A 22,120-nucleotide genomic window follows, 5' to 3' on the forward strand; every position below is an offset into this window, starting at 1 on the left:
CTCACGCACTCCTGGGCTGTGGACATCCCCGGTCCCCTCACCTGGGATCGGCTACTCGCATCAGAATGATAACGACCAGCAACAGCACAATAATGGACAAGTCCAGCCCGATGCCCCCGATCCGCACGGTCGGGATGAGCCGACGCAGCAGGCGGACCGGGGGATCGGTCACGGTGTACACGGTCTCCAGAGCAACTGCCACCCCGCCCGCAGGCCGCCATCCCCTGGCGAAACTGCGGACCAGCTCGACGACGACACGCGCCGTGAGCAGCAGCCAGAACGAGAACAGGACGTAGTAGACCACGAGCCAGAGGGCATCCACAGCGTCAACTGTGCCACCACTCAGTCCCGCTTGAGGAACCCGCCCTCGGCGAGCCGCCTCCGGTCCTCCGCAGTCACCTCGATGTTCGGAGGTGAGAGGAGGAACACCTTGTGGGTCACCTTGTCCATGGACCCGCGCAGCGCGAACACGAGACCCGCCGCGAAGTCGACAAGCCGCTTGGCGTCCGCGTCGTCCATGTCGGTGAGGTTCATGATCACCGGCGTGCCGTCGCGGTAGTGCTCGCCGATGGTCCGCGCCTCGTTGTAGCTGCGCAGGTGCAGGGTGGTGATCCGGGCCAGCGGGTTGCCCGCGGGCTCGGGGGTCGGGCGCGGCCTGCTGACCGGCTCGCGCTGCGGCTCCACGGCCAGCGCGCCGTGCGTCTCCGGGCTCCACGAGCGACGCGGCCGCGCGCCGCGCTCGGGCTCGTAGTCCTCCGCCTCGTCCAGCTCGGCGCGGTAGGCGCCGGCCGGCCGGCGGCGGGGGCCGCGCTGCTCGGGGTACGGCTCGTAGTCGTCGGCGTCGGAGTACTCGGACCGGTAGTCCGAGTACCGACGGTCACCGTCGTAGGCGTCGGGGTCGTCGGCGTACTCGGCGGGGACCATCCCGAAGTAAGCCTTCAGCTTGTGAAACCCGCTCATGGTTCGAGCCCTTCCTCCGCCGATCCCTACCCGCAAGGACGTCGCGGCCGTCCCAGGGTTCCAGACAGTTACGGCGAGGCTAGTCTCCGGCTGCCCAGCAACGCTGTTCCGACACGCACGCACGTCGAACCGTGTGCAATGGCATCTTCCAGGTCGCCGCTCATCCCCGCCGAGATCACGGTGGCATCGGGATGATCGTCCCGCAAGCGGGTTACCGCTTCGTATAGAGCGGCAAACGCCTGCTGTGGAGACATGGAGAGGGGTGCGACGGTCATCACACCTCGCAAAAAAAGTTCACTCGTAAGTGCTACGTGATCGGCCAGTCGCGGTAGGTCACCGATGGGGTGCCCGCCACGTGCGACGTCGCCGTCGATGCTCACCTGGACGAGGACGTCCACCGGCTCCGTCGCGGCCCTCGCGAGGGCGTCGGCGAGCCGGGTCGAGTCGACCGTGTCCACCCGGTCGGCCCAGCCGAGCACCGAGCGGGCCTTGTTCCGCTGGAGGGAACCGACCATCCGCCATTCGGCCGCGGCGCCGGGTCGCAGCTCGGCGAACTCCGCCACCTTGCGGCTCGCCTCCTGGTCCCGGTTCTCGGCGAACTCGGTGAGCCCCAGGTCCGACAGGATCGCCACGTCGGACGCGGGCCACGTCTTGGTGACCGCGAGCAGCGCCACCTCGTCCTCGCCGCGCCCGACCGCCCGGCAGGCCCGCGCGATCCGCTCCCGCACCTCCCCGAGCGCCTGCGCAAGCTCCTCCCGCCGCCCAGGCGCCTCCGCCACGTCACCCTCCGCCACGTCACCCTCCGCCACGTCGCCCCCACCCACCCGACTCACCGCTCCCGCGTTCACCGGTCGATCCAGACGACGCCGGCCAACCGCCCGGTCCCGGGCGTGCGGCGGTGGCTGAACAGCGTCTTCTCCTCCACCGTGCACCGCGGGTCGACGCCGATCTTCCCGACGCCGGCGTCCGCGAGCTGCTGCCACAACCCGGCCCGCAGGTCGAGGGCGGGCTTGCCGGCCCGGGTCGTGGCGGCACTGCCCGGCAGGTGCTTCTCGACGTCGGCGCGCATGTCGGCGGGCACCTCGTAGCACTGGCCGCACACGGCGGGTCCCAGCAGCACCTCGACGCGCCCCGGGTCCGCCCCCAGCTCGACCATGCGCTCCAGCGCGGCCGGCACGACCCCGACCCGCGCGCCGACCCGTCCGGCGTGCACGGCGGCGACGACACCGGCCTCGGGGTCGCCCATCAGCACCGGCACGCAGTCGGCGGTGAGCACCACCAACCCCAGCCCCGCCTGGTCGGTGACCACCGCGTCGGTGGCCTCCAGCGGCGCGTCGACCGGCCCGCGGACGACCCCCACCGTCCGCCCGTGGACCTGTTCCATCCAGACCAGCCGGTCGGGCGCCAGCCCTATCCCCTCGGCCAACCTCCTCCGGTTGGCCTCGACGGCGACCGGGTCGTCACCGACGTGGTCACCGAGGTTGAACGAGTCGAACGGAGCCTTGGACACCCCACCCTCACGGGTGGTCAGGACACGACGGATGCGCACCCCCCCAGCTTCCCACCCCCGCGAGTCCAACCCCCAAACCCCGAGAGTCGTAAGCCCAGCCCGCGCGAGTCGTACGTCCAGCCCCGGCGAGTCGTAAGTTCGGGCGCCCCGTGCCGAACACTCGTGCCGCCGAGCGCGAAAGCCCAGGACCTCCGAAGTCACGACTCGGGGGTCCTGGGCTTACGACTCGCGGAGCCTGGGCTTACGACTCGCCCGGGCTGGGCTTACGACTCGCGGGTCAGCGGCGCATGAAGGGGGGGACGTCCACCTCGTCGTCGGGGTCGTCGGTCACCGGGACGGCGCGGTTCGGGAGGGTTCCCGAGGTGCCGCCCTGGAGGCCCGGGGACAGCGAGCGGGGTCCGGTGGGCTGCGGTGCCGAGTACGGCGACTGGCCGTTGCCCTGGACGGGCTGGGGCTGCTGCGGCACGACGGTGCGCTGCGGCACGACCGGGGGCTGCTGCTCCACGGGCGCGACGGGGGGCGGCGGCGGCTGCACGGCGGGCGGCGGGGGCTGCTGGGGCGCGGACAGCTCGCCGGCGGTCGCCGTGGCGACCGGGTTGCCGCGGGCGGGACCGGCCAGCGCCTGCGGCTCCAGCTTCTTGTGCGTCGGCCCACCGCTGTCGAACCCTGCCGCGATCACCGTCACCCGCACCTCGTCGCCGAGCGAGTCGTCGATGACCGTGCCGAAGATGATGTTCGCGTCGGGGTGCGCGGCCTCCTGGACCAGCGACGCCGACTCGTTGATCTCGAACAGCCCGAGGTCGCTGCCGCCGGCGATCGACAGCAGCACGCCGTGCGCGCCCTCCATCGACGCTTCCAGCAGCGGCGAGTTGATGGCCTTCTGCGCAGCCGTCACGGCTCTGCCCTCGCCGCGCGCCGAGCCGATGCCCATCAGGGCGCTGCCCGCCCCGGACATCACGGACTTCACGTCGGCGAAGTCGAGGTTGATCAGACCGGGGGTGGTGATGAGGTCGGTGATGCCCTGGACACCGGACAACAGCACCTCGTCCGCCGAGCGGAACGCGTCCATCAGCGAGACACCGATGTCGCCGAGCTGGAGCAGCCGGTCGTTCGGGATCACGATGAGCGTGTCGCACTCGTTGCGCAGGGCCTGGATGCCCTCCTCGGCCTGCTTGGCGCGGCGCTTGCCCTCGAACGAGAAGGGCCGCGTCACGACGCCGATGGTGAGCGCGCCGAGCTTGCGGGCGATGGAGGCGACGACGGGCGCGCCGCCGGTCCCCGTGCCACCGCCCTCGCCGGCGGTCACGAAGACCATGTCGGCGCCCTTGAGGACCTCTTCGATCTCCTCGCGGTGGTCTTCTGCGGCCTTGTGGCCGACTTCCGGGTTGGCGCCTGCTCCGAGACCGCGGGTGAGTTCGCGGCCGATGTCGAGCTTCACGTCGGCGTCCGACATCAGCAGAGCCTGGGCGTCGGTGTTCACCGCGATGAACTCGACGCCCTTGAGCCCGACCTCGATCATGCGGTTGACGGCGTTCACGCCGCCACCGCCGATGCCGACGACCTTTATCACCGCGAGGTAGTTGTGCGGGGGCGTCATCGGTCCGCCTTCCTGATCGTGTCCGTGCTCATGTGCTGGAGTGGATGACCACCGGTGTCACAGCCCGGACGGAACTCCACCCGGATTGAAACCCTCAACCAGAGGTCAAGAGTTGTGTCAACCCCGTATGTTCCTGCTGGACGTTATGCACCATGAATGCCTCGGTCCAGCAGCCACGCCGTGTTGTGTCCTGACCGGGTGAGCAGTCACTACTCGCCGATCGTCCCGTCGAGCAGCTCCCGCACCGCGTCCAGGTGCCCCGCGTGCCGACCCGTTTCCTCGATCATGTGGATCAGCACCCAGCGCACGGAAAGGCGTTCGTCACCCCGGAACGCCACCTCGTGGTCGAGGTCGAGTCCCGCGACGAGCTCCCGACTCGCCGTGCACTCCGCAGCGTAGTCGGCGAGCAATCCCGAGATCGTCTCGCCCGGCTCGACTCGCCAGTCCGCGTCCGGGTCCTCCTGCGTGTAGGGGGCCTTGCTCGGCTCGCCGGCCAGCGCCACCCGGAACCAGTAGTTCTCCACCCACCGCAGGTGCTTGACGATGCCCGCGGCCGTGGTGAGCTGCGAGGGGAGCACGGGACGCGCCGCGTCCTCGTCGCCCAGGCCACGGCACTTGTGCTCGATCGTGCCGCGCAGGAAGTCGAGGAAGGAGCACACGAGGGTCCGCTCGTCACCGGAGAACGGCACGTCGACGCGGTTGTCGGTCTTCTCACTGCCCATGGGGCGCGAGTATCGACGGCCGGGCGACGCGCGACGACCGACTTTTCCCCTTCAAACCCGTTCGGGGTGTGGGGGTTTTCACTCCGGCCCGTCGGACACGGTCGGCAGTTCGGGGCTGGAGACGTCGAACACCGTGCCGTTCCGGGTGAGCAGGACGTCGAGCACGGCGGCCTTGCGGGGAGTGTCCTCCGGCGAGCCCCAGCGGACCTCGCGCCCCTCGGAGAGGGTGAGCCGGATGTCGGCCGGCGACCCGGCCCGCACGAGCGACACCTCCCGGCGCAGCGACTCGGGCACGGCCGTCAGCACGCTCACGGCGGCGGCCACCGCGTTCGGCTGCGCGGTCAGCTCGGGCACGCCGTCGGGCGGCGACGCCACGACGGCGTAGTCGAGCCCGGTCGCGTCGACCAGGTGCGCGCCGTCCGCGGCCTTCACCACGGCGACCGGCTCGCGCTCGTCCACGGTGAGCCGCACCGTGGACGGCAGCACGCGCTCCACGGTCACCCCGGCGACCCGGGGCAACCGGTGGACGCGGTCGGCGACGGCCCGGGTGTCGAGCTGCACGAGCGGCGTGCCCTCGTCGATCGCGGCGACCTCGCGGACCTGCGCCTCGGTGAGGTCCACCACACCGGCGACCTCGACCTCGCGGACGCCGAGCGCGGGCGTGAACCAGACCGTCACGACGAAGGCCGTGACGCCGACCAGGACGAGGATCGCGACCAGTCTCCTGCGCAGCACCGTGCGCCGGGACGGGCCGCGCGACGGGCGTCGCCGTGCGGCGGGGGCCGGGCGACGACGCGCCGTCCGCGTGCTCACGACCGATCCAGCTCCCCGACGATCTCCGGGCCGAGCATCGTCACGTCGCCCGCGCCCATGGTGACGACCAGGTCGCCGTCCGACACGAGCCCCTTCACCAGCGCGGGCACCCGGTCGAACGACGGCTCGTAGTGGACCTTCCCCACGTCCAGCGCCACCTTCCCGGCCACCAGCGCGCCGGTGACGCCCGGCTCCGGGTCCTCGCGCGCGCCGTAGACGTCGAGCACGACGACCTCGTCGGCCAGGCCCAGCGCGGCGCCGAACTCGTCGGCGAACAGCCGGGTCCGCGAGTACAGGTGCGGCTGGAACACCACGACCAGCTTGCCCTCCCCCGCCACCGGGCGGGCGGCGGTGAGCTGCGCGGCCACCTCGGTGGGGTGGTGGGCGTAGTCGTCGTAGACCCGCACGCCGCCCGCGCGGCCCTTGAACTCGAAGCGGCGGCGCACCCCGCCGAACGCGGCCAGGCCCTCCAGCACGCCCGCGCGGTCCGCGCCCAGCTCCAGCGCGGCGACCAGCGCGGCGACCGCGTTGCCCGCCATGTGCTCGCCGGGCACGGAGACGCGGACCTCCACGACCTCGCCGTCGACCTCGACCTTGGCCAGGCCGCCGCCCTCGTGCGGCCGGTGGTCGACCAGGCGGGCCGAGCCGGGGCCGGTGGCCGTGCGGCCGTAGGGGCGGACCCGGATGCCGAGCTTCGCGGCCCGTTCGGCCAGCGCCGCCGCGCCCGGGTCGTCCGCGCACGCCACGAGCACGCCGTCGGGCCGGATGCGTTCCAGGAACGCGTCGAACACCGCCGTGTAGGCCTCGACGGTGCCGTGGTGGTCCAGGTGGTCGGCCTCGACGTTGGTCACCACCGCGATCGACGGCGCGAAGTGCAGGAACGAGCCGTCGCTCTCGTCGGCCTCGGCGACGAACACGCCGCCGGAGCCCTGGTGGGCGTTCGCACCCGACTCGTTCAGGTCGCCGCCGATGGCGAACGACGGGTCGAGCCGGCAGTGCTGGAGCGCCACGGTGAGCATCGAGGTGGTCGACGTCTTGCCGTGCGTGCCGGCGACGCAGACCACCCGGTGGTCCTCCATCAGCGCGGCCAGCGCCTCGGCGCGCCGCAGCACGGTCACGCCGCGCTCGCGGGCGGCGACCAGCTCGGGGTTGTCCGCGCGGATCGCGGTGGACACCACGACGGCCGTGGGGCCGCCGTCGAGCTGGTCGAGGTTCGCGCCGTCGTGGCCGACCGCGATGGCCGCGCCCTGCGCGCGCAGGGCGAGCACCGTGCGCGAGTCCTTGGCGTCGGAGCCGGAGACCCGCGCCCCGCGGGCGAGGAGGATGCGCGCGATGCCGCTCATGCCGGCGCCGCCGATGCCGACCAGGTGGACCCGGTCCAGGACGTCGTTCACTTCCCGACCACCTCCAGGACGATGCGGGCCAGCACCTCGTCGGCCTCGCGGTGACCGGTGCTCAGCGTCGCGGTGGTCATGGCGGCCAGCCGGTTGCGGTCCGCCACCAGCGGCACCACGGTGCCCGCGACCCACTCGGGGGTGAGCTGCTCGTCGGGGACCAGCAGGCCGCCGCCCACCGAGACGACGGGGTTCGCGTTGAGCGCCTGCTCGCCGTTGCCGTGCGGCAGCGGCACGAACACCGCGGGCAGGCCGACGGCGGACACCTCCGCCACCGTCATCGCGCCCGAGCGGCACAGCACCGCGTCGGCCGCCGCGTAGGCGAGGTCCATCCGCTCCAGGTACGGCACCGGCACGTACGGCGGCGCGCCCGGCACCGACTGCACGGCGACGGTGTTCTTCGGGCCGTGCGCGTGCAGCACGCCGATGCCGGCCTGCGCGAACGCGGGCGCGGCGGCCGAGACGGCGTTGTTGATCGACCGCGCGCCCTGGGAGCCGCCGAACACCAGCAGCACCGGCGCGGTGGGGTGCAGCCCGAAGTGGGCGCGGGCCTGCTGCCGCAGCGCGGCCCGGTCGAGCGAGGTGATCGAGTGGCGCAGCGGGATGCCGATGACCTCGGCGTCGGCCAGGCCCGAGTCGGGCACGGCCGCGGCGACGCGCTCGGCGAACTTCGCGCCCACCTTGTTCGCCAGGCCTGCCTTGGCGTTGGCCTCGTGCACCACGATCGGCACCCTGCCGCGGGCGGCGAGGTAGGCGGGCAGGGCCACGTAGCCGCCGAAGCCGACCACCACGTCCGCGCGCACCCGGTCCAGGACCTCCCGGGTGTGCTTGACCGCGCCGCGCACCCGCAGCGGGAGCTTGAGCAGGTCCGGCGTGGGCTTGCGGGGCATCGGCACCGGCGGGATCAGCTCCAGCGGGTAGCCGCGGGCGGGCACGAGCCTGCTCTCCAACCCGCGCTCCGTGCCGAGCGCGACCACGCGCGCGTCGGGCCGCAGCCGCATGACGGCGTCGGCCAGGGCCAGTGCGGGCTCGATGTGCCCGGCGGTGCCGCCTCCGGCGACCACCACGCACGGTCCGGCCTGCTGGGGAACCCCGGTCACGCACTTCCTCCTCGCGTCGGTGTACTGCTGTGCCCGCTAACGCCCGTCCCTGCGCCGGGACCTCACGTCCCGGTCCTGGCCGGCCTTGCGGGATTCGCGACGACGGTACTCCGACGGCGGAGCGTGACGGCCGGCCATCCGCCTCTCGTCGACCGGCGGCGGCGCGGCCTTGCGGCTCCTGGGCGGCGTGGAGGGGCGTGAGGGGCGGCGCTTGGGCGGTGGCTTGTACGCCTCGGGGGCGGGCAGCTTCAGCGCGCCGCCCACCCGGCCCGGCCCCAGCGAGCGCAGCGCGGACACGGCTTCCGGCTCGTGCCGGGCGCAGCTGGCCAGGATGCCGAACACCACCATCGTCGTGACCACCGACGTGCCGCCGGAGGAGATCATCGGCAGTGTGATGCCGGTGACGGGGAGCAACTGCACGACGTAGCCGATGTTGATGGCGGCCTGCGCGACCAGCCACACAGTGAGCGTCGCCGAGACCATCCTGATCCACGGGTCGGTGTTGCGGGCGGCGATGCGCAGGCCGACCACGGCGAGCAGGGCGAACAGGCCGAGCACCAGCAGGCAGCCGATGAAGCCCAGCTCCTCGCCGATGACCGCGAAGATGAAGTCCGAGTGGACGTTGGGCAGGTAGCGCCACTTCGAGCTGCCGTTGGTCAGGCCCTTGCCGAGGAACCCGCCCTCGGCCAGCGCGTAGAGCGCCTGGAGGGCCTGGAGGCCGGCGCCCTGCGGGTCGGCCTCGGGGTTGAGGAAGGTCTGCACCCGGGCGAGCCGGTAGGTCGCGCCGATGGCCAGCACGACCGCGCTGGTCACCGCGCCGATGGCGATGACGCCGAACAGCCGCATGGGCGCGCCGACGAACCAGAGCAGGCTCATCAGCACCACACCGAGCGTGATCGTGCCGCCGAGGTCGGGTTGGAGCATCACCAGGGCGAACACGACCAGCGCCACCGGCACTACGGGCACCAGCAGGTGCCGGTACTGGTCGAGCAGGGCCCGCTTGGTGACCAGCACGTGCGAGCCCCACAGCGCCAGCGCGAGCTTCGCCGGCTCGATGGGCTGGAACGACACCGGCCCCACCGTGAACCACGACTGCGCGCCGCCCGCGACCGTCCCCAGTGGAGTCAGGACGAGGCACAGCATGATCACGCAGACGAGCATCGCCATCGTGCTGCCGTGCCGGAACCGGCGCAGCGGGATGCGCAGCACCACCAGGAACGCCACCGCGCCCACGCCCACGTACAGCAGCTGCTTCTTGAACACGCTGTACGCGGACGCGCCCTCGGCCACCTCCCCCGGCGCGGACGCCGAGAGCACCATGATCAGGCCGAGCACGGTCAGCACGCCGAAGATCGCGAGCAGCAGGTGGAAGTCCGCCAGCGGCCTGCCCAGCCACGCGGTCAGCGACGTGCGCGTCGGCCGCCGGGGCCGCCTCGGTCGGGCCGCGCGAGCAGCGGGTCGCTGTTCCACCGCAGTCATGCGCCCATCGTCTCCCGCGGGCACGCGGAAAACATGAACATCCGCCGCGTGTCGCGCGTGTTCAGCTCGTGACCAGCGTCTGCACGGCCTCCGTGAACGCCTGGCCGCGGTGCGCGTAGTCGCTGAACATGTCCATGGACGCCGCCGCCGGCGCGAGCACCACGGCGTCGCCCGGCTGCGCCATCGACCGGGCCGCGCGCACCGCGTCGTCCATCGTGGCGCCGTCCAGCACCGCCACCGGCACCGCCGGCGCGTGCCGGGCCAGCGCCTTCGCGATGACCTCGCGGTCCGCGCCGATCAGCACGGCGCCGCGCATGCGGTGCGCCTCGGCCCGCACGAGGTCGTCCACCGACGCGCCCTTGAGCAGGCCTCCCGCCACCCACACCACGCTGGGGTGCGACCGCAGCGACGCGGCGGCGGCGTGCGGGTTGGTGGCCTTCGAGTCGTTCACGTACAGCACGCCGCCGGCGGAGGCGACGACGACCGCGCGGTGCGCGCCCGGCCGGAACGACCGCAGCCCCGCCGCGACGGCCTCGGCGGGCACGCCGTGCGCGCGGGCCAGTGCCGCGGCGGCCAGGGCGTCGGCCACGCCGGGCGGACCGGCCGGCTGCACGTCGGCGGCCGGCAGCAGCACCGCGTCCGGCCCGAACGCCCGGTCGACCAGCACGCCGTCGTGCACGCCGAGCTGCCCCTCCTCGGGTGAGGAGAGGGTGAACCCGACGTGCGCCCCGGCGGGCGCGGCGGCCAGCAGCTCCGCCACCACGGGGTCGTCCACCCCGCCGATCGCGACCCCGCCGGTCAGCACCCCGGCCTTCGCCGCCGCGTACGCGCCGAACGTGCCGTGCCAGTCCAGGTGGTCCTCGGCGAGGTTCAGCAGCACCCCGGCGAACGGCCGCACCGACGGCGACCAGTGCAACTGGAAGCTCGACAGCTCCACCGCCAGCACCCGGTGCCCGGCCAGCAGCGCGTCCACGACGGGCAGGCCGACGTTGCCGCACGCCACCGCGTCGATGCCGGCCGCGCGCAGGATCGACTCCAGCATGCCGACGGTGGTGGTCTTGCCGTTGGTCCCGGTCACCGCGAGCCACGTCGGCGGGTCGGCCAGCTCCGCGCCCATCCGCCAGGCCAGCTCGACCTCGCCGATGACCTCGACGCCGGCGGCCCGCGCGGCGACCAGCAGCGGGCTGTCCGGCCGCCACCCGGGGCTGGTCACGACCAGGTCCACGCCGGGCGGCGGCGCGACCAGGCCGGGCACCAGGTCCACGCCGGGCAGCAGCTGCTCCAGCGCGGCGAGGCGATCGGCGGACCCGTCGGTCACGGTGACCGCCGCGTCCGCCGCCAGCAGCGCCTCGGCCGCGGAGCGACCGGTCACGCCGGCGCCGGCGACCAGGACGTGGCGTCCCGCGAGGAAGCCCACGGCGTCAGCTCTCCACCGCGGTGAGCCACTCGCTGTAGAACAGCCCGAGGCCCAGCATGCAGCACATGGCCGCGAGCAGCCAGAACCGGATGATCACCGTGGTTTCCGCCCACCCGGCGAGTTCGAAGTGGTGGTGGAACGGCGCCATGCGGAACAGCCGTCGCCGCGACGTGCGGAACACCGCGACCTGGAGCACCACCGACAGCGCCTCGACCACGAACAGACCGCCGATGACGACCATCAGCAGCTCGGTGCGGGTCGCGATGGACAGGCCGGCGACCAGGCCGCCGAGCGCCAGCGAGCCGGTGTCGCCCATGAAGATCTTGGCGGGCGCGGCGTTCCACCAGAGGAAGCCGATGCAGCCGGCCATCGCGGCGGCGGCCACCAGCGCCAGGTCCAGCGGGTCGCGCACGTCGTAGCAGCCGGCCACGAGCAGGTTGGAGCAGTTGTAGCGGAACTGCCAGAAGCTGATGACGACGTAGGTGCCGAGCACCATCGCGGACGTGCCGCCGGCGAGCCCGTCGAGGCCGTCGGTCAGGTTCACCGCGTTCGACCAGGCGGAGATCGCCGCGTAGCAGAACACCACGAAGCCGACGATGCCGAACGACACGACGCTGATGTCGCGGACGAACGAGAGGTTGACCGACGCGGGCGTGAAGCCGTCCTTGTTCGGGAACTGGATGACCAGGACGGCGAAGATGATCGTGGCGACGAACTGGCCGACCAGCTTCGCGGTCTTGTTCAGGCCAAGGTTGCGCTGCTTGCGGATCTTGATGAAGTCGTCCAGGAAGCCGACGACGCCCAGCGAGGTCGTCAGCATCAGCACGAGCAGGCCGGACGCGCTGGGCGTCTGGTCCTGCGCGGAGGCGGACATCGAGTTCACCAGGTGCGCGCCGAGGTAGCCCGCCCACATCGCGACCAGGATCGCGACGCCGCCCATGGTGGGCGTGCCGCGCTTGGTCTTGTGGCTCTGCGGGCCTTCCTCGCGGATCTCCTGGCCGAAGCCCTGCCGGGAGAAGATCTTGATCAGGTACGGCGTCAGCATGATCGACGTGATCAGGGCGATGGCCGCCGCGATCAGGATGCTCTTCACTTGCTGCCCGCCTCCAGGAGAGCCTCGGCAACCCGCCACAGGCCGTATGAGTTGGATGCCTTCACCAGCACGACGTCACCCGGTCGCACCTCGTCGCTCAGCAGCTGGACCGCCGCGGCGACGTCCGGCACCAGAACCGCTTCTTCGCCCCATGATCCTTCCAGGTGCGCTCCCTGGCGCATCGCGCGGGCGTCCTCCCCGACGACGACCAGCTTGTTGATGTCCAGGCGGACCGCGAGCCTGCCGATCTCGTCGTGCGCGCGGACGTGGTCCGCACCGAGCTCCGCCATCGGGCCGAGCACCGCCCAGCTGCGGCGGGCCGGGGTGGTGGACCGCGAGATGGTGGCCAGCGACTTCAGCGCCGCCTTCACCGACTCGGGGTTCGCGTTGTACGCGTCGTTGACGACGGTCACGCCGTCGGGGCGCTCGGAGACCGCCATGCGGTGCGCCGACACCCGCTCCGCCGTGCCGAGGGCGTCCGCGACCTGCTGCGGCGTCGCGCCCAGCTCCAGCGCGATCGCGGCGGCGGTGAGCGCGTTGCCGACCTGGTGCGGGCCGTGCACGGCCAGGCGCACGCGCGCCTCGCCCTGCGGCGAGACCAGCGTGAACCCGGCGCGGGCCTGCGCGTCCAGCTCGACGTCGACGGCCCTCACCTGCGCGTCGGACCGCTCCCCGACCAGCACGACGCGCGCCCGCGTGCGCGGGGCCATGCCCGCGACCAGCGGGTCGTCCGCGTTCAGCACGGCCACGCCGTCGGCGGGCAGCGCCTCCACCAGCTCGCCCTTGGCCTCCGCGATGCCCTGCTTGGAGCCGAACTCGCCGACGTGCGCGCTGCCCACGTTGAGCACCGCGCCCACCGTCGGCGGCGCGACCCGGCACAGCTCGGCGATGTGCCCCTTGCCGCGGGCGGACAGCTCCAGCACCAGGAACCGGGTGCTCGCGGTGGCGCGCAGCGCGGTCCACGGGTGGCCCAGCTCGTTGTTGAACGACCCGGGCGGCGCGATGGTCTCGCCCAGCGGCGCGAGGACCCCCGCGATGAGGTCCTTGGTCGAGGTCTTGCCGGACGAGCCGGTCACGCCGACCACCGTGAGGTCCGGCAGCCGGTCCACGACGTGCCGGGCCAGCTTGGCCAGCGCGGCCAGCACCGCCGCGCCCGCGCCGTCGGCGTCCCCGGACAGCACGTACGCGTTGCCGGTCTTCCCGTCGCCGGTCCCGACCGGCGGTGGGACCAGGACGGACGGCACGTCGACCGGGCGCCCGGCGAGCACGCCCACCGCGCCGGCGCCGATCGCGCGCGCGGCGAAGTCGTGGCCGTCGACCCGTTCGCCGGGCAACGCCAGGAACAGGCCGCCGGGCGTGAGCTTCCGGGTGTCGAACTCGACACCGCCGGTGACGACCTCGTCGCCGGTGGCGTGGTGGACCGTGCCGCCGACGACCTCGGCGATCTCGGCCAGGGTCAACGGGATCACCGGGCTGCTCCTCGGATGGCGTCGGCCAGGGTTTCGACGTCGGAGAACGGGTGCACGACCCCCGCGACCTCCTGGCCGGTCTCGTGGCCCTTGCCGGCCACGACGACGACGTCACCGGCACGGGCCTCGCCCACGGCGTGCGCGATGGCCAGGCGGCGGTCGCCGATCTCCACGACCTCGCCGCGCTCGGCGTCGGGCACGCCCAGCGCGCCGCGCAGCATCGCGGCCCGGATCTCCGCCGGGTCCTCGCCGCGCGGGTTGTCGTCGGTCACGACGAGCACGTCGCTGCGCCGCGCCGCCTCCTCGCCCATGAGCGGGCGCTTGGCCGTGTCGCGGTCGCCGCCGCAGCCCAGGACGGTGATGATCCGGCCCGTCGCGCGCGCCCGCACCGCGTCCAGGGCGAGGGCGACGGCGGCGGGCTTGTGCGAGTAGTCGACGACGGCGGTGAAGTCCTGCCCCTCGTCGACGCGCTGCATGCGGCCGGGCACCTCGACGTCGCGCAGGCCCGCCCGGATCGACTCGTGGTCGACGCCCCGCGCGTGCAGGCAGCCGATCGCGAGCAGGGCGTTGGCCACGTTGAACTCGCCGGGCAGGCGCAGCTCCACGTCGAACGAGACCCCGCCGGGGCCGTGCGCGGTGAAGCTCTGCTCGCCGGTGGCGGTGACGGCGACGCCGGTGGCCGTCCAGTCGGCGTCGCCGGTGGTCGCCACGGTGACCGTGCCCGGCTTCACCAGCCGCGGACCCCACTCGCCGTCGACGCAGACGACCTCCACCCGGGCCCGGCCGTCGAACAGCTCGGCCTTGGTCCGGAAGTAGTCCTCCATGTCGGGGTGGAAGTCCAGGTGGTCCTGCGACAGGTTGGTGAACGCGCCGACCGCGAACCCGACGCCGCCGACCCGGCCCAGGCGCAGGGCGTGGCTGGAGACCTCCATCGCCACGTCCGTGGTGCCGCGCTCGTGCATCACGGCCAGCAGCGCCTGGAGGTCGGGGGCCTCGGGCGTGGTCAGCGCGCTGCCGAGCCGTTCGCCCGCGATGCGCGTCTCGACCGTGCCGATCAGGCCGGTGGCCCGGCCGGCGGCCTTCAGCGCGGACTCGATCATGTAGGTGGTGGTGGTCTTGCCGGACGTGCCGGTCACGCCCCACACGGCCACCTTCGACGAGGGGGTGCCGTAGACGCGGGCGGCGAGCGCGCCGAGCACGGCACGCGGCTCGGGGTGCACCAGCACGGGCACGCCGGCGACCTTCGCGGCGCCCTCGGCGTCGGTCAGGACGGCCACCGCGCCGGCCTCGACGGCCCGGGCGGCGAAATCGGCTCCGTGGACGCGGGTGCCCGGCAGGGCGGCGAACAGGTCGCCGGGCCGCACGTGCTGGGCGCGCAAGGTCACCCCGCTCACCAGCACGTGGGCCCGGTCGGGAGCGGTCAGGTGCGCGTCGACGGTCGTGGCGAGCTCCGACACGGGAACGGGCTGGGTGCGGGAAGGGCGAGGCGGGGCGGTCGCGACCTTGCCCTCTAGCTTGGCAGGCACGCGCGGAAGGCTACCGGCGCACGGAGAGTGGTCGTCCGGCACGTCCACCCGGGACGTGCCGGACGACCCGCTACGGCTTGATGATCAGCGGCACGACGGGGCTCGGCTCCGCCGACATCGGCACCTGGTAGCGCTGCGACAGGTAGGACGCGACGTCGTGGAACAGCGGCGCGGCGGACTGCTCGCCGACCGTCGGGTTGTCGAGCATGATCCCGACGACGAAGCGGGGGTTGTCCGCGGGGAAGATGCCCGCGAACGTGATCCAGTACTGGCTGTGCGAGTAGCAGCCGCACTTCGGGTCGACCTGCTGCGCCGTGCCCGTCTTGCCGCTGACCTGGTAGCCGGGCAGCGCCGCGGACGGGCCGGTGCCGGTCTGGTCCGGGTCGCTCGTCGACCTCTGCACCACCGCGCGGAACATGTCGCGGACCGTCTTCGCGGTCTCCGGCGACACCACCCGCACGCCCTCCGGGGGTTGCTTCACCTGCCGCGCCCCGTCGGCGGAGATCTCGGCGCGGATGATGCGCGGCGGGACGCGCACGCCGTCGTTCGCGATGGCCTGGTACATGCCGGTCATCTGGAGCAGGTTCGTGCTCAGGCCCTGGCCGATGGGCAGGTTGCCGAACGTCGAGCCGGACCACTGGTTGCGCGGCGGCACGTAGCCCGCCTCCTCGCCGGGCAGGCCCGACTGGGTGCGCTTGCCGAGGCCGAACCTGGTCAGCATCTCGGCGTACCGGTCCTCGCCGATCTCCTGCGCCGTCATGAGCGTGCCGACGTTGGAGGACTTGGCGAACACGCCGGTGAACGTCATGTCCTGGCGCGGGTGCGGGACGGAGTCCTTGATGACGCGGTCGGAGACGCGGATGCTGCCGTCCACGCCGAGCACGCTGTCCGGCTGGTGGATGCCGTCCTCGACGGCCGCCGCGGCGGCCACGACCTTGTTCACCGAACCGGGTTCGAACACCGTGGACACGGCGGCGTTGCGCAGGTGCTCCTCGTCGGCCTTGCCGAACTGGTTCGGGTCGAACGTCTTGTCGTTGGCCATCGCCAGGATCTCGCCCGTGCGGGCGTCGAGCACCACGGCGGAACCCGAGCGGGCGGCCGTCTTCCCGGTGTGCTCGGTGACCATCCGCTGGAGCGCGTACTGGGTGTCGACGTCGAGGGTCAGCTCCAGGCTCTTGCCCGGCGTGGCGGCGGCCAGCTCGCGGGAGCGGCCCGGCCCCGGGATGACCACGTCGTCGTTGCCCTGCATGGTGTCGACGACGCGCCGCCCGTTGCGGCCGGCCAGCAGGTTGTCCTCGGAGATCTCCAGGCCCAGCAGGCCGTGCGTCGCGGGCGGCTCCTTGTCCTTGCGCCAGTTCGCCGCGCCGATGATGTTCGACGCCAGCTCGCCGTTCGGGTACACCCGCACCGCCCGGTACTCCGAGCCGATGTTGAAGTACTTGTCGGTGATGATCGCGGCCCTGCCGGGGTCGACGTTGTCGGCCAGCTCGACGTAGGTGGTGTCCTGCGAGAGCTTGGCCAGCACGGTGTCCCGGTCGGTCTTCTGGCCGGCGACCTCCTTGCCCAGCGTCTGCTCGAAGAACGCGGCGATGTCGGCGATGCGGTCCTCGAAGCTGCCGATGTCCGGGTCGCGCTCCAGCGCCTTCGCCCACTCCTGGCGCATCAGCCGCGGCACGGCGTACAGGGCGCGCGCCTCCACGCTGAACGCGAGCTGGTTGCCGTTGCGGTCGAGGATGGAGCCGCGCGCGGCGGGGATGTCGATGGGCGTGGCGCGCTGTTGCTCGGCCTGGGCGGACAGCGCCTCGGCCTGGAAGCCCTGCACCTGCACCAGCTTCACGCCGGCGGCCAGCAGCGCGCCCACCAGCAGCAACCGCCCCACCGCGAGGCGGACCCGGCTGTTGCCGCCGCGCCGCCGCTTGGGGGCGGACGGGCGGACGGACAACGGGCGTCGGGCAGGCCTGCCCCGGCTGGGCCCCGGCATCACTGACCTCCTGGTGCCGGCTGCCCGTCTGCCGGCGTCTGTGCCGGTGGTGTCTGGGCAGGCGGAGTCTGGGCGGGTGGGGTCTGGGCCGGCGGGGTCTGGGCCGGCGGGGTCTGGGCGGGCGGGGTCTGGGCGGGCGGGGTTTCCGTCGACGTCTGCGGCGGCGGGGGCGGCTGCACGGCGGACGGCCTGCCGTACATCTCCACCGTCCCGTCGGGCAGCTGCCGCAACCGCGCCGGGTCGCCCGCCGGGAGCAGCCCGAGCCTGGTCGCGGCCTCGGCCAGCTCCAGCGGCGACTCGGCGAGCGCCACCTCCTGCCGCAGCTGCTCGACCTGCCGGGCGAGCCGGGTCTCCTCGGCCCGCGCGTCCTGGAGTCGGTACGAGTCGGCCGTGGCCTGCGTCGACAGCCACATGATCGCGGCGATGCCCACGCCGAGCACCACCATGACCATCACGACGAACGGCGCCTTGGGCGTCACGACGGGCTGCCGCGTCACCGCCGGGCCGCGCTTGGACGGCGTCCGCCGGTCGCGCCGCGCGTAGGCCCGCTCCGCGGCCGACGACCTGCGGCGCTCCGCGGGGACGGACCGCAGCGCGCGCTCGCGCGGGTTCCCCCCGGTCGTCGACCTGGGCTTGGGCGACGGCGCGCCGCCACCGCCGGTCCGTGCCGGTGCGGTCATGTCGCCTCCCGGATGCGTTCCGCCGCCCGCAACCTCACCGAGGCGGCCCTGGGGTTGTCCTCGATCTCGCGCTCGTTCGCCTGCTCGGCGCCGCGCGTCACCAGCTTCAGCTGGGGGCCGTGGCCGGGCAGCTCCACCGGCAGGTCCAGCGGTGTCGTCGAGGCGGCCAGGTCGGCGAAGGCCCGCTTGACCATGCGGTCCTCCAGCGACTGGTAGGACTCCACGACGATCCTGCCGCCCACCGCCAGCACCGACAGCGCCGCGGGCAGGGCCGCGCGCAGCGACTCCAGCTCCTGGTTGACCTCGATCCGCAGCGCCTGGAAGGTGCGCTTGGCCGGGTGCCCGCCGGTGCGCCGCGTCGCCGCGGGCACGACGTCGTAGAGCAGCCGGACCAGCCGGCCGCTCGTGGTGAACGGCTCGCGCGCCCGTTCCCGCACGACCGCGCCCGCGATCTTGCGGGCGAACCGCTCCTCGCCGTAGTCGCGCAGCACGCGGGTCAGCTCGTCGGCGGGGTACTCGTTCAGCACGTCGGCCGCCGTCATGCCCGAACCGGCGCTCATGCGCATGTCCAGCGGCGCGTCCTTGGAGTAGGCGAACCCGCGCTCCTCGGCGTCGAGCTGCAACGACGACACCCCGAGGTCCATGAGCACGCCGTGCACCTCCGCGCCGCCGACCGCCTCGGCGATGCCGTCGTAGGTGGTCTGCACGAAGGACACGCGGTCGGCGAACGGCGCGAGCCGCTCCCGGGACAGCGCGATGGCCTGCGGGTCGCGGTCGAGCCCCACCAGCCGCACCTTCGGGTGCGCCCGGAGGACCGCCTCGGAATGCCCGCCCAGGCCGAGCGTGCAGTCGACGAACACGGCGTCGTCCCGATCGGCCAGCGCGGGGGCCAGCAGGTCGAGGACGCGATCGAGCAACACCGGCACGTGACGCGCCTGCTCCACCACGCCCCCTCCCTGGATGATCCCCCCTCTGCACACGTGAAATTCGGGTGTCGTCAGGTCCCCGCCCGCCCGTCGGACCTGGCGCCGGGGAAGGTGCGCCAGGGCCGATAGCCGAGCGGACCGAGGCCTCACGGCACCCGAAACCTCGAGTCAACGGCCGATCAGAACAGTCCGGGGAACACCTCCTCGCGGGCTTCCGCGTACCGCTGCTCGTGCTCGTCCATGTACCGCTGCCACGCCGTGGCGTCCCAGATCTCCAGCCGGGTGATCGCGCCGATGACCACGCACTCCTTGGTCAACCCCGCGTACCGGCGCAGTTCCGGGGCGATGAGGACCCGGCCCTGGCCGTCCGGCCGCTGCTCGTCGGTACCGGCGAACAGGTAGCGCTGGTAGGCGCGGACCGCCTCGTTCGTGAACGGGGCCTCCGCGACCTTGCGCGCCATCTGCTCGAACTCGGCCCGCGGGAACACGTACAGGCAGTGGTCCTGGCCCTTGGTGACCATGAGACCCCCCGCTAGCGCGTCCCGGAACTTCGCAGGCAGCGTGATGCGGCCCTTGTCGTCCAACCTCGGGTTGTGCGTGCCCAGGAACACTGCGCACCCACCTCCCGACGCCGGATGTCGAGCTGACGACCGGCAGTGGAGCCCCCGTCTGCCCCACCGGCCGCCACAGTACCCCACTTTTCCCCACAGTCAACGCTGAAACGGGTGGATGCACGACCCTCCGCGAGACATTTGCGCTGGTAGAGCGAAGATGAGCAGCTCGGTTGGCGGTGGGGGAAGCCGACGCCCACCACCTCCCCGAGTGAGCCGAGGAGGCCCGAAGACCACCCGAACGGCCCAACGAAATCGGGCAAAACCGGTTCATGCGACGCCCCGGTGGGGAATCGTGGTGGGGAGCCTCTGAACCGACCGGGTCCGCGGGCCGTGGAAACCGACAGCACGAAGATGTTCAATCGGGTGTGGGGCGCTTCGCCCCGGTTTGACACACTGCGTGAAACGCTCACCGCCACCGCGAACCGGTCGCGGGAGGGCCGCGCCCGCTCCAGGAGGTCGAGTGACTCCGAGTACCCAGCCAGCCGCGCCAGAGCACCCGTACGGTGTCGGCGGCCCCGCGGTGAACCACGTCGACAACACGGTGCCGGTGAACGGCTCACCCCGGTTGGACGAGGTGCTGGGCGAGCTGCACGCCGTGGTCGGCCGGATCGCCGGCAACGTCGAGAGGGTCATCGTCGGCAAGCCGGACGTGGTGCGCGTCGCGCTGGTCACCCTGCTCGCCGAGGGGCACCTGCTGGTCGAGGACGTGCCGGGCGTCGGCAAGACGTCACTGGCCAAGGCGCTGGCCCGGTCGATCGACTGCACGGTCAGCCGCATCCAGTTCACGCCCGACCTGCTGCCCAGCGACATCACCGGTGTGTCGATCTACAACCGGCAGGACAACGACTTCGAGTTCCGCCCCGGCCCGGTGTTCGCGAACATCGTGGTGGGCGACGAGATCAACCGCGCCTCGCCGAAGACCCAGTCGGCGCTGCTGGAGTGCATGGAGGAGCACCAGGTCACCGTCGACGGGCAGACCTACCCGCTCGGCGCGCCGTTCATGGTGATCGCCACCCAGAACCCGATCGAGATGGAGGGCACCTACGCCCTGCCCGAGGCGCAGCGCGACCGCTTCACCGCGCGCGTGTCGATCGGCTACCCCGACCCGCAGGCCGAGCTGGCCATGGTCGACGAGCACGCGGGCCACGACCCCATGTCGGACCTGCGGCCGGTGTCGGACTCCGCGCAGGTGCTCAGGCTGATCCAGGCCGTGCGGCGGGTGCACCTGTCGACCGAGATCCGCCGGTACGCCGTCGAGCTGGTCGGCGCCACCCGGCGGCTGCCGGAGCTGCGGCTGGGCGCGTCCCCGCGCTCCACGCTCCAGCTGGTCCGGTCGGCGCGGGCGCAGGCGGCGCTGGCCGGACGCGACTTCGTGGTGCCCGACGACGTCCACGCGGTGGCCGTGCCGGTGCTCGCGCACCGGCTGGTGCTGACCGCGGAGGCGCAGGCGGCCCGGCGGTCGTCGGCCGACCTGGTGCGCAACCTGCTCCAGCGGGTGCCGGTGCCGCAGGCCGCGCCGGACCCGTCCGGCCAGTTCCCGCACAACGCCAACCCGAACAACCACCGCTGACATGCGCGGGGCGCTGTCCGGCCTGACCACGCGCGGCCGGTGCCTGCTGGCGGCCGGGTTCGCCGCGGGCCTGTGCGCGATCGTGCTCAACGAGCGCGACCTGCTGCGCGTCGCCGCGTTCGTGGTGGCGCTGCCGCTGCTCGCCGCGTGGCTGGCGCAGCGGGCGCGGGTCGGCCTGCACGCGAACCGCGTGCTGCACCCGAGCCGGGTCCAGGTGGGCTCGGCGACCGACGTGCGGGTGGAGCTGCGCAGCGCGGGCCGGCTGCCCACCGGCGGGCTGCTGCTGGAGGACGCCGTGCCGTACGCGCTGGGCGCGCGGCCGCGGTTCGTGGTGGAGCGGCTGCCGCGCAACACGGTGACCGTGCTGCGGTACCCGCTCAAGCCGGTGATGCGCGGCGTCCAGCAGGTCGGGCCGCTGCTCGCGCGCATCACCGACCCGTTCGGGCTGGCCGAGTTCGACCGCGAGATGGCGGGCCGCAGCCGGCTCGTCGTCGTGCCGCGGGTGGTGCAGCTGACCGGTCTGCCGAACGGTTCGGGCATGGGCTCCGGCGACGACGGCTCGATCCGGCTGCGCGCCGGGCAGGGCGAGGACGACGCCGTGGTCCGGCCCTACCGGCACGGCGACGACCTGCGCAAGGTGCACTGGAAGTCGACGGCGCGGCGCGACGAGCTGATGGTGCGCGTCGAGGAGCGGCCGTGGCGCGGCGGCACGACCGTGCTGCTGGACCACCGGTTGGCGGGGCACCGGGGCAGCGGCCCCGGGTCGAGCCTGGAGTGGGCGGTGTCGTTCGCCGCGTCCGTCTCGCTGCACCTGCACCGCTACGGCCACCAGGTGCGCCTGGTCGGCGACGACGGCCGGGTGCTGGCGGGCGGTCCGGGCGGCAGCGGGTACAGCGACGCGGTGGTGCTGGACGCGCTGGCCGCGCTCCAGCCCTCGCACCGGCGCGAGCCCGCGGTGGGCATCGACCCGGGCGCGGGCCAGGAGGTCGTCGCGATCCTCGGCGGCTGCACGCCCGCCGTGGTGGACGCGCTGGTGCGCAACCGCCCGCGCGGCACGCGCAGCCTCGCGGTGGTGCTGGACGTGCGGGCCTGGGCGTCCGCGTCGGAGGACCCGGCGCCGGACCCCGCCGACGCGCGGGAGCTGCTGGGCGGTGCGGGGTGGGGCGTGGTCGTGGCGCGACCGAACACGCCGATGGGGCAGGTCTGGCAGGAGCTGTGCCACAGCGCGGGCAACCGCGGCCCGGTGGTGCGCGCGGAGGTGGGTTGACG

General features: G+C 73.2%; 20 protein-coding genes. 2 read left to right on the forward strand and 18 right to left on the reverse strand.

Annotated features, from left to right (window positions below; all coding sequences use genetic code 11):
* Positions 1-37: 37 nt before the first annotated feature.
* From CKY47_RS34985 to mraZ, 18 genes are all read right to left on the reverse strand, one after another.
* The gene (locus CKY47_RS34985; RefSeq protein WP_233812844.1) at positions 38-322 is read right to left on the reverse strand and encodes a YggT family protein; all 285 of its coding nucleotides are present in this window, start codon (positions 320-322) and stop codon (positions 38-40) included.
* A 20-nt stretch (positions 323-342) separates the two neighbouring features.
* Positions 343-960, reverse strand: a complete 618-nt coding sequence (locus CKY47_RS34990; RefSeq protein WP_306750665.1) for a cell division protein SepF — start codon at positions 958-960, stop codon at positions 343-345.
* Between the two features lie 68 nt (positions 961-1,028).
* Complete coding sequence (locus CKY47_RS34995) at positions 1,029-1,754, reverse strand: YggS family pyridoxal phosphate-dependent enzyme (protein ID WP_306750666.1); 726 nt, start codon at positions 1,752-1,754, stop codon at positions 1,029-1,031.
* Positions 1,755-1,804: 50 nt separating this feature from the next.
* Entirely contained in the window at positions 1,805-2,509 is a 705-nt protein-coding gene (pgeF, locus tag CKY47_RS35000) for a peptidoglycan editing factor PgeF (RefSeq protein ID WP_306750667.1), read from the reverse strand.
* A 238-nt stretch (positions 2,510-2,747) separates the two neighbouring features.
* The gene (gene ftsZ, locus CKY47_RS35005; RefSeq protein ID WP_306750669.1) at positions 2,748-4,067 is read right to left on the reverse strand and encodes a cell division protein FtsZ; all 1,320 of its coding nucleotides are present in this window, start codon (positions 4,065-4,067) and stop codon (positions 2,748-2,750) included.
* A 209-nt stretch (positions 4,068-4,276) separates the two neighbouring features.
* A complete protein-coding gene (locus CKY47_RS35010) occupies positions 4,277-4,789 on the reverse strand; it encodes a DinB family protein (RefSeq protein WP_306750670.1) in 513 nt (170 codons plus the stop codon).
* A gap of 78 nt (positions 4,790-4,867) precedes the next feature.
* Positions 4,868-5,602, reverse strand: a complete 735-nt coding sequence (locus tag CKY47_RS35015) for a cell division protein FtsQ/DivIB (protein ID WP_306750671.1) — start codon at positions 5,600-5,602, stop codon at positions 4,868-4,870.
* Positions 5,599-6,945: a UDP-N-acetylmuramate--L-alanine ligase gene (gene murC, locus CKY47_RS35020; protein WP_371320790.1), complete on the reverse strand. Its 1,347-nt coding sequence runs from the start codon at positions 6,943-6,945 to the stop codon at positions 5,599-5,601. Before murC ends, CKY47_RS35015 begins: the two co-directional genes overlap by 4 nt.
* 47 nt (positions 6,946-6,992) lie before the next feature.
* Positions 6,993-8,096 carry an undecaprenyldiphospho-muramoylpentapeptide beta-N-acetylglucosaminyltransferase gene (gene murG, locus CKY47_RS35025; protein WP_306750673.1) on the reverse strand — a complete coding sequence of 368 codons (1,104 nt, stop codon included), beginning with the start codon at positions 8,094-8,096 and terminating at the stop codon, positions 6,993-6,995.
* 36 nt (positions 8,097-8,132) lie between these two features.
* Positions 8,133-9,575 (reverse strand): putative lipid II flippase FtsW, encoded by a 1,443-nt coding sequence (gene ftsW / locus CKY47_RS35030; protein WP_306750674.1) that lies wholly within the window; start codon positions 9,573-9,575, stop codon positions 8,133-8,135.
* Between the two features lie 61 nt (positions 9,576-9,636).
* On the reverse strand, positions 9,637-10,992 hold the full coding sequence (gene murD, locus CKY47_RS35035) for a UDP-N-acetylmuramoyl-L-alanine--D-glutamate ligase (protein ID WP_306750676.1): 1,356 nt from the start codon (positions 10,990-10,992) through the stop codon (positions 9,637-9,639).
* A 4-nt stretch (positions 10,993-10,996) separates the two neighbouring features.
* Positions 10,997-12,085, reverse strand: a complete 1,089-nt coding sequence (gene mraY, locus CKY47_RS35040; protein WP_306750677.1) for a phospho-N-acetylmuramoyl-pentapeptide-transferase — start codon at positions 12,083-12,085, stop codon at positions 10,997-10,999.
* Positions 12,082-13,554, reverse strand: a complete 1,473-nt coding sequence (locus tag CKY47_RS35045; protein WP_306750679.1) for a UDP-N-acetylmuramoyl-tripeptide--D-alanyl-D-alanine ligase — start codon at positions 13,552-13,554, stop codon at positions 12,082-12,084. The genes mraY and CKY47_RS35045 overlap by 4 nt, the downstream gene beginning before the upstream one ends.
* Positions 13,551-15,080 carry a UDP-N-acetylmuramoyl-L-alanyl-D-glutamate--2,6-diaminopimelate ligase gene (locus tag CKY47_RS35050; protein ID WP_306750680.1) on the reverse strand — a complete coding sequence of 510 codons (1,530 nt, stop codon included), beginning with the start codon at positions 15,078-15,080 and terminating at the stop codon, positions 13,551-13,553. Before CKY47_RS35050 ends, CKY47_RS35045 begins: the two co-directional genes overlap by 4 nt.
* A 70-nt stretch (positions 15,081-15,150) precedes the next feature.
* Positions 15,151-17,061 carry a peptidoglycan D,D-transpeptidase FtsI family protein gene (locus tag CKY47_RS35055; protein ID WP_306750681.1) on the reverse strand — a complete coding sequence of 637 codons (1,911 nt, stop codon included), beginning with the start codon at positions 17,059-17,061 and terminating at the stop codon, positions 15,151-15,153.
* Positions 17,061-17,741: a cell division protein FtsL gene (ftsL, locus tag CKY47_RS35060; RefSeq protein ID WP_306750682.1), complete on the reverse strand. Its 681-nt coding sequence runs from the start codon at positions 17,739-17,741 to the stop codon at positions 17,061-17,063. Before ftsL ends, CKY47_RS35055 begins: the two co-directional genes overlap by 1 nt.
* Complete coding sequence (gene rsmH / locus CKY47_RS35065; protein ID WP_306750684.1) at positions 17,738-18,688, reverse strand: 16S rRNA (cytosine(1402)-N(4))-methyltransferase RsmH; 951 nt, start codon at positions 18,686-18,688, stop codon at positions 17,738-17,740. Before rsmH ends, ftsL begins: the two co-directional genes overlap by 4 nt.
* A gap of 158 nt (positions 18,689-18,846) precedes the next feature.
* A complete protein-coding gene (gene mraZ / locus CKY47_RS35070) occupies positions 18,847-19,278 on the reverse strand; it encodes a division/cell wall cluster transcriptional repressor MraZ (RefSeq protein ID WP_306750685.1) in 432 nt (143 codons plus the stop codon).
* Positions 19,279-19,801: 523 nt separating this feature from the next.
* Between mraZ and CKY47_RS35075 the strand changes: the two genes are divergently transcribed.
* Together CKY47_RS35075 and CKY47_RS35080 are read left to right on the forward strand one after the other, a co-directional pair.
* Positions 19,802-20,851: an AAA family ATPase gene (locus tag CKY47_RS35075; protein WP_371320788.1), complete on the forward strand. Its 1,050-nt coding sequence runs from the start codon at positions 19,802-19,804 to the stop codon at positions 20,849-20,851.
* A gap of 1 nt (position 20,852) precedes the next feature.
* A complete protein-coding gene (locus CKY47_RS35080; protein ID WP_306750686.1) occupies positions 20,853-22,118 on the forward strand; it encodes a DUF58 domain-containing protein in 1,266 nt (421 codons plus the stop codon).
* The last annotated feature ends 2 nt before the right edge of the window (positions 22,119-22,120 follow it).

The organism is Saccharothrix longispora (assembly GCF_030852425.1).
Classification (GTDB): Bacteria; Actinomycetota; Actinomycetes; order Mycobacteriales; family Pseudonocardiaceae; genus Actinosynnema; species Actinosynnema longispora.